This window comes from Kitasatospora sp. MBT63, from assembly GCF_000710465.2.
Classification (GTDB): domain Bacteria; phylum Actinomycetota; class Actinomycetes; order Streptomycetales; family Streptomycetaceae; genus Kitasatospora.
Genome location: NZ_JAIZ01000441.1, coordinates 1 through 4,982 on the forward strand (window position 1 = coordinate 1; position 4,982 = coordinate 4,982).

At 71.6% G+C, this 4,982-nt stretch carries 7 protein-coding genes; all 7 read left to right on the top strand.

All coding sequences use genetic code 11. From position 1 onward, the window contains the following. The first annotated feature begins 262 nt into the window (after positions 1-262). The 7 genes from AA75_RS24150 (at position 263) to AA75_RS24180 (ending at position 4,564) form a co-directional block, all read left to right on the top strand. Positions 263-679: a hypothetical protein gene (locus tag AA75_RS24150; RefSeq protein ID WP_033822313.1), complete on the top strand. Its 417-nt coding sequence runs from the start codon at positions 263-265 to the stop codon at positions 677-679. A gap of 88 nt (positions 680-767) precedes the next feature. Continuing rightward, positions 768-1,211: a DUF4262 domain-containing protein gene (locus AA75_RS24155; RefSeq protein ID WP_033822314.1), complete on the top strand. Its 444-nt coding sequence runs from the start codon at positions 768-770 to the stop codon at positions 1,209-1,211. 66 nt (positions 1,212-1,277) lie between these two features. Next, positions 1,278-1,502, top strand: coding sequence for a hypothetical protein (locus tag AA75_RS24160; protein ID WP_033822315.1), 225 nt, complete (start codon positions 1,278-1,280; stop codon positions 1,500-1,502). A 351-nt stretch (positions 1,503-1,853) separates the two neighbouring features. Continuing rightward, positions 1,854-2,189 carry a hypothetical protein gene (locus AA75_RS24165; RefSeq protein ID WP_149038340.1) on the top strand — a complete coding sequence of 112 codons (336 nt, stop codon included), beginning with the start codon at positions 1,854-1,856 and terminating at the stop codon, positions 2,187-2,189. Positions 2,190-2,280: 91 nt separating this feature from the next. After that, positions 2,281-3,336, top strand: a complete 1,056-nt coding sequence (locus AA75_RS24170; protein ID WP_033822317.1) for a hypothetical protein — start codon at positions 2,281-2,283, stop codon at positions 3,334-3,336. A gap of 249 nt (positions 3,337-3,585) precedes the next feature. Next, entirely contained in the window at positions 3,586-4,122 is a 537-nt protein-coding gene (locus AA75_RS24175) for a hypothetical protein (RefSeq protein WP_149038341.1), read from the top strand. 106 nt (positions 4,123-4,228) lie between these two features. Continuing rightward, positions 4,229-4,564, top strand: coding sequence for a hypothetical protein (locus AA75_RS24180; RefSeq protein WP_033822319.1), 336 nt, complete (start codon positions 4,229-4,231; stop codon positions 4,562-4,564). Positions 4,565-4,982 lie beyond the last annotated feature (418 nt).

The window sequence follows — 4,982 nt, forward strand, 5'->3', positions numbered from 1 at the left end:
CCGGCACCGGCACCGGCACCGGCACCGGCACCGGCACCGGACAACGAGGCGACCCGGTAGTCCATCGCGCAGACCTGCCACCGCCGCCGACCGAGCCACACCGGCGGCGGGCCCAGGGTCCGGCCGGACGCACCACAGCCCGCCGCGCCGCACGCCGCCGCTCACCCCAGCCCAGCGCGCGGGGGAACGACACCGCAGAGCGCCAACAGCCCGCCGCAGTCGACGAGCAACCGCCCGAGCACGAACAGAAGGAACGTCAGCCATGAGCTTCACCCTCTCGGACATCCACACCGCCGTCACCGAAGGCACCGCGATGACCGCCGACGCAGCGGAGCAGGCGGTCACGGATGACCCGTTCCCGTCCTTCCGCACCACGATCCTGGCGTACCTCATCGCCCCCACCAGCGACTGGAAGGACCGCGAGAGCAACGCCGCACGGCTCCTGGCCGACCAGGGCGACCCGTCGTTCACCTACGACCAGGTCAGCGAGGCGGTCAACCGGGCAGTCGACGACACCGCCCGCCGCGAACACCACGGGGCCAACGATCGCGACTATCTCTTCGTCAACGCCGTCCTGACCCTCGTGGACGAGCCGCAGGCGCAGCTGTCGGACATCGCCGCCTCGGCCTACGGCCAGGACCCCGACACCATCCGCTCCTGGGCGCGCAACGCCGCCTGAGCAGACCCCCACCCCGGCAGGCGCCCGCACTGCCCCGCCTCGGCGGGCGCCTGCCGAGGGCCCCTTGACCCAACGCACAGGAGGCGACATGCCCACCCAGCCCGACACCACCCCGTTCCTGCTCGCACTGCTGGAGCAGATCGACCAGGACGGCCACGTGATGGCCGCCGTGATTCCCCGCCCCAGCGACGCCGACCGGCTGACCTGGGCGTACACCACCGGCCTCAGCGGCCGGCTCGACCTCGAACTCGTCGTCGGCGGGCTCCCCCTTGAGCAGGCCCGCCAGATCCTCGACGACACTGCCGCCGCGCTCACGGCCGTCCCCGACGACGGCACCGCCGTCACCGGCGTCCTGGAGGGCGCGCAGGTGGTGCTCCGCCGGGCCGACGATCCCCGGCCGTTCTCGCTCGTCCGGGAGGTGTACGGGACCGACCCCGGCAACGGCTACTGGCAGGTGATGTGGCCCGACACCGAAGGTCGCTACCCGACCAACCCGGCCTACGACAACAGCCGGCCGCAGCTCCTGCGCTGACGCCACCCGACCTGTGAAACGATCCCTCGCAGGCCGCCCACCTTGAGAGGAAGGAGCAGGACCCCCATGAGCGGGACGACGCCCACCGAGTATCACTGGATCGCCACCCTTCAGTGGGCCCAGGGCGGAAACACCATCACAAGCACGGGCAACGGCACCATCAACGTCACCACGAAGCGGCAGACCGCCTACAACGACGTGCTCGCACACGCGCGCATCCAGATGCAGGTCCCGCTCGATGCCATCACGGCAGTGCTGTTCTTCAGTCTCGAACCCAACGACATGGGCTGATCGGTCGCCAACGTCGCACCGACCACCCGATCCGAGCCCACCTGTCTTGAACGGGTTGTTCTGGCTCCACCTCAACGGCTTCCGCTGGCCCCACCTTCGAACGGTCAGCGGGATGACCGTCTCGCCCGCTACGGGCCCGTTCCTGCTGGCAGCTCTCACCGTTCGGGTGGGGCCAGCGGAAGGCCGTTACAGGCACCTACCCCCACGGCGCGTGAGCTCACGGCGCCCCAAGAGCGCGAGCGCCTGAGCCTCCGCACCGAAGCGAAGTCCGGGCGCCGGCAGGCAGGCACGCACCGGGCGTGCGCCTGCCTTTGGCAGCTCGCCACGCCGCAACCTGCGCACCCCGCGCCCGTGATCATCCGCACCCATGGCCAGTCCCACCGGGAGACGAGCATGAGTTCCGCACACCGCAATCCGTACTTCCCGTACGCATCCAAGGAGGAACGGGATGCCGTGCACGCAATCAGCAGGCGGGCAGCAGAGAAGGCGGCCGAGGTGCGCTCGAAGCTCGGGCGCGATCCGATCGTCCACTACGTCAAGGAGGCGGACCGTCTCATTGGTCGGACGACGTGCTGCCATCTCAAGTTCGAGGACCTGACCGGCTACGACTTCGGGTCGCACCAGCGCTGGCGCTGCACGTGCCCGGAGGTCAGTGCCCGCAGGAAGGCGGCCGACGGGCGGCCGTGACCGGCACCTTTTGCCACCGGACGAATCAAGGTTGCACAGCGACATATATTGCTGTAACTTATTACTTATGACGCACGATGGAGAGCACCCCTTGATCACCTCTGTACACGTCAGCGGCTTCAAGAGCCTCCTCGACCTCCGCCTCGGCCTCCAGCCCCACACCGTCATCACCGGCCGCAGCGGCTCCGGCAAGACCCACCTGTTGGAGGCCGTGACCCTGGTCCAGCGCACGCTGGCATGGGGGATCGACGAGGCCCTCGATTACTCGACCCGGTACGCCCCGGACACGCTGCTCCACCGCACCTCCAGTGGCCGCCAGATCGAGACCGCTGGAGTCCGCATCGAAGGCACTGCGCCCCGGCCCTCCGATGCCTTCCCGGGCGGGCCCGACGGCGGCCCGAACCTCACGATCCAGCTGGTTATCCGCCGCATCGGCCACACCATCGGTCTCGACCGGCAGTACAGCACCATCACCGCGCAGCACAGCACCCCCGGCGGGCAGCCGGCCCCCACGACGATCTCCGTGGAGGACACCGACACGCCCCTGGCCAAGCTCGCCTTCGACCTGGTGAGCGCCTTCGATCTCGACGCGGCGGACCCGGACGTCCCGGGCAACTCGCTCGGGCTCGCCAATCGCCTCCACTGGATGTCGGGCCATGACCACACCGTGCTGCGGGCACACGTCGCGGCGCTGGTGGCGGACGCCATGGACATCCGGGCCTCCGAGGGCCCGGTCAGCCACCCGGAGATCCTGATCCGCAACGTCGGCTGGCTGCCGCTGGCCTCCCTCTCCCGCTTCGAGCGCACCGCGACCGCCGCCCTGATCATCGGGGCGGCCGACGGCAGCGTGTGCGTCGACGACCTGGCCGCCTCCGGCTCCCCGGAGCGGGCTCTCGCCCTCCACCATCGGCTCAGCCACCTGTGCGCGGGCGGCCGGTACCTGGCCACCACCTCGTCCGCGCACGTCGCCTCCGAGCTGGTCAGCGCGCAGACGCCGCTCGTCCACCTCGACGCCGCAAACCGGGTCGGCGGCGGCTCCGAAGCCGCCCGTTCCGTCCACGCGCGCCCTGTGCGCGAGCGGCAGCCCACCGAGGGCTGCGGCGACGTCGCCTCGCCCCGGGCCGTCGTTCGCACCCTGAGCCGGTGAGACCCCGTGGGCTGCCAGGTGCGCCGGCAGCCCGCGCCCCGACGCCCCGACCCCGGCCCCACCGACAAACCCCAGACCGCCCTGACCGAGGAGACCATCCCGATGACCTGCCGCGCCTGCTCGGGAACACACAGCACAGAAGCCGGAGCCGGCCGGTGCGGGGCCGCGCAGCCCGTTCGGGGCGCAGCGGACACCCACGGCGCCGGGGCCGCCGAGCTCCTCCCGGCCTCCCCCTGGACCGGGCGCAGCGTGACCGATGTCGACGGCTCCTGCGCCACTGTCCGCCGCGTCTACCGCGTCGACGACCTGGAGGTGGCCGTGCTCACCTGTGACGAACCGGGGTGCCCGGTCGCCATCACGTGGCAGGCGGTCGACCTCCTCTCCACGACCGAGCAGCCGGCTGCCTTCCCCGACCACGCCGAACACACCCAGGAGCTGACTGCGCTGGAGGCGGCCGTGGTGCGGGGTACGGCCAACCAGTCGCAGGTGGCCCGTTACCGTGAGCTGCGCTCCATGCTCGACCCCTACTCCACGGCCGAGGTGCATCTGCACTGGGCGCTGATCGCCGACGTGGTCGCGGGAGATCAGGTCTCCTACCCTCCCCACCGGGTCCTCGGTACCGTCACAGACCCGGATGCGGTGCCGAACGGCGTGGTCCGCGCCTACATGCGGGTCCGGATCGACGCCGAGCACCTCAAGGACGACCCGGCACTGCGCCGAGCCCACCCCGAGGGCACGGTGCTGCTCTCGGCGGCGACGCTGCATCCCACCCTCGGGCTCCTGTAGGGCCCCGGCCGTTCCAGGCCCCGCGCCGGAGCACGCCGCACCGCAGCGCCTCCGGAGCCGCCCGCGGACCACGTCCACACCCACCACTCCACTCGAAGGACCGATCGTGACCATGCCCGACATCGAATTCGACATCGAGGCGGACGCTGCGCTGTCGGCGGCCGGCGAGCAGGCGGCCGAGCGCCTCCTGACCCTGGCCTACGAGCTGCAGGTCGCGGACGTCGATCTGGACGAGGCCGTGCACGAAGCGGCGGCCACCTATGGCAGCACCGCCGGCCAGAGCGTCGAGGACGAGAACAACACGCTCATCGACGACATCTACGACGAGGCCGGCAGGCAGGCCGCCGAGGTCAACAACGGCGGCCTGCCCAGCCAGGTCCGCTACCTCGTCATCCAGTACGGCACCGACCGGGCGGAAGAGATCATCCGCGCCGCTGGCTGATCACCTCCGCGGCACGCTCCGGACCCGCCCGTCCCTGCGGCCCCCGGCCCCCGAACACCGGCCGCCGGCCCCGGCACGGGCGGCCGCTCCCGCCGCCGCAACGGGCCACCCGGCGGCCTGCGGCTCCGGCGACCTGCACGCGCCGCCGCCAGCCCGAACCCCTTCACGGCCGCGCCGAAGCGCCGTACTCCGAAGGCACCGAGGTTGTACCGACCCGACCGGCGCTCCGCTTGTAAGTCACGCTCGCGCCGCCACCCCACGGACGATTTCAAGATTCTTTCCAGGAGCCAGCCGCGGCAACCGCGCCACGCAGCAAGGCCGCCTCCGGCGTGGTCGGAGCGGCCTCCGTCCGTGCCCGCCACCGCGGTTGCTGCCCCGTCCGCGGCCGGACGCAGATCCCGCCCATCCCACCCCCAGC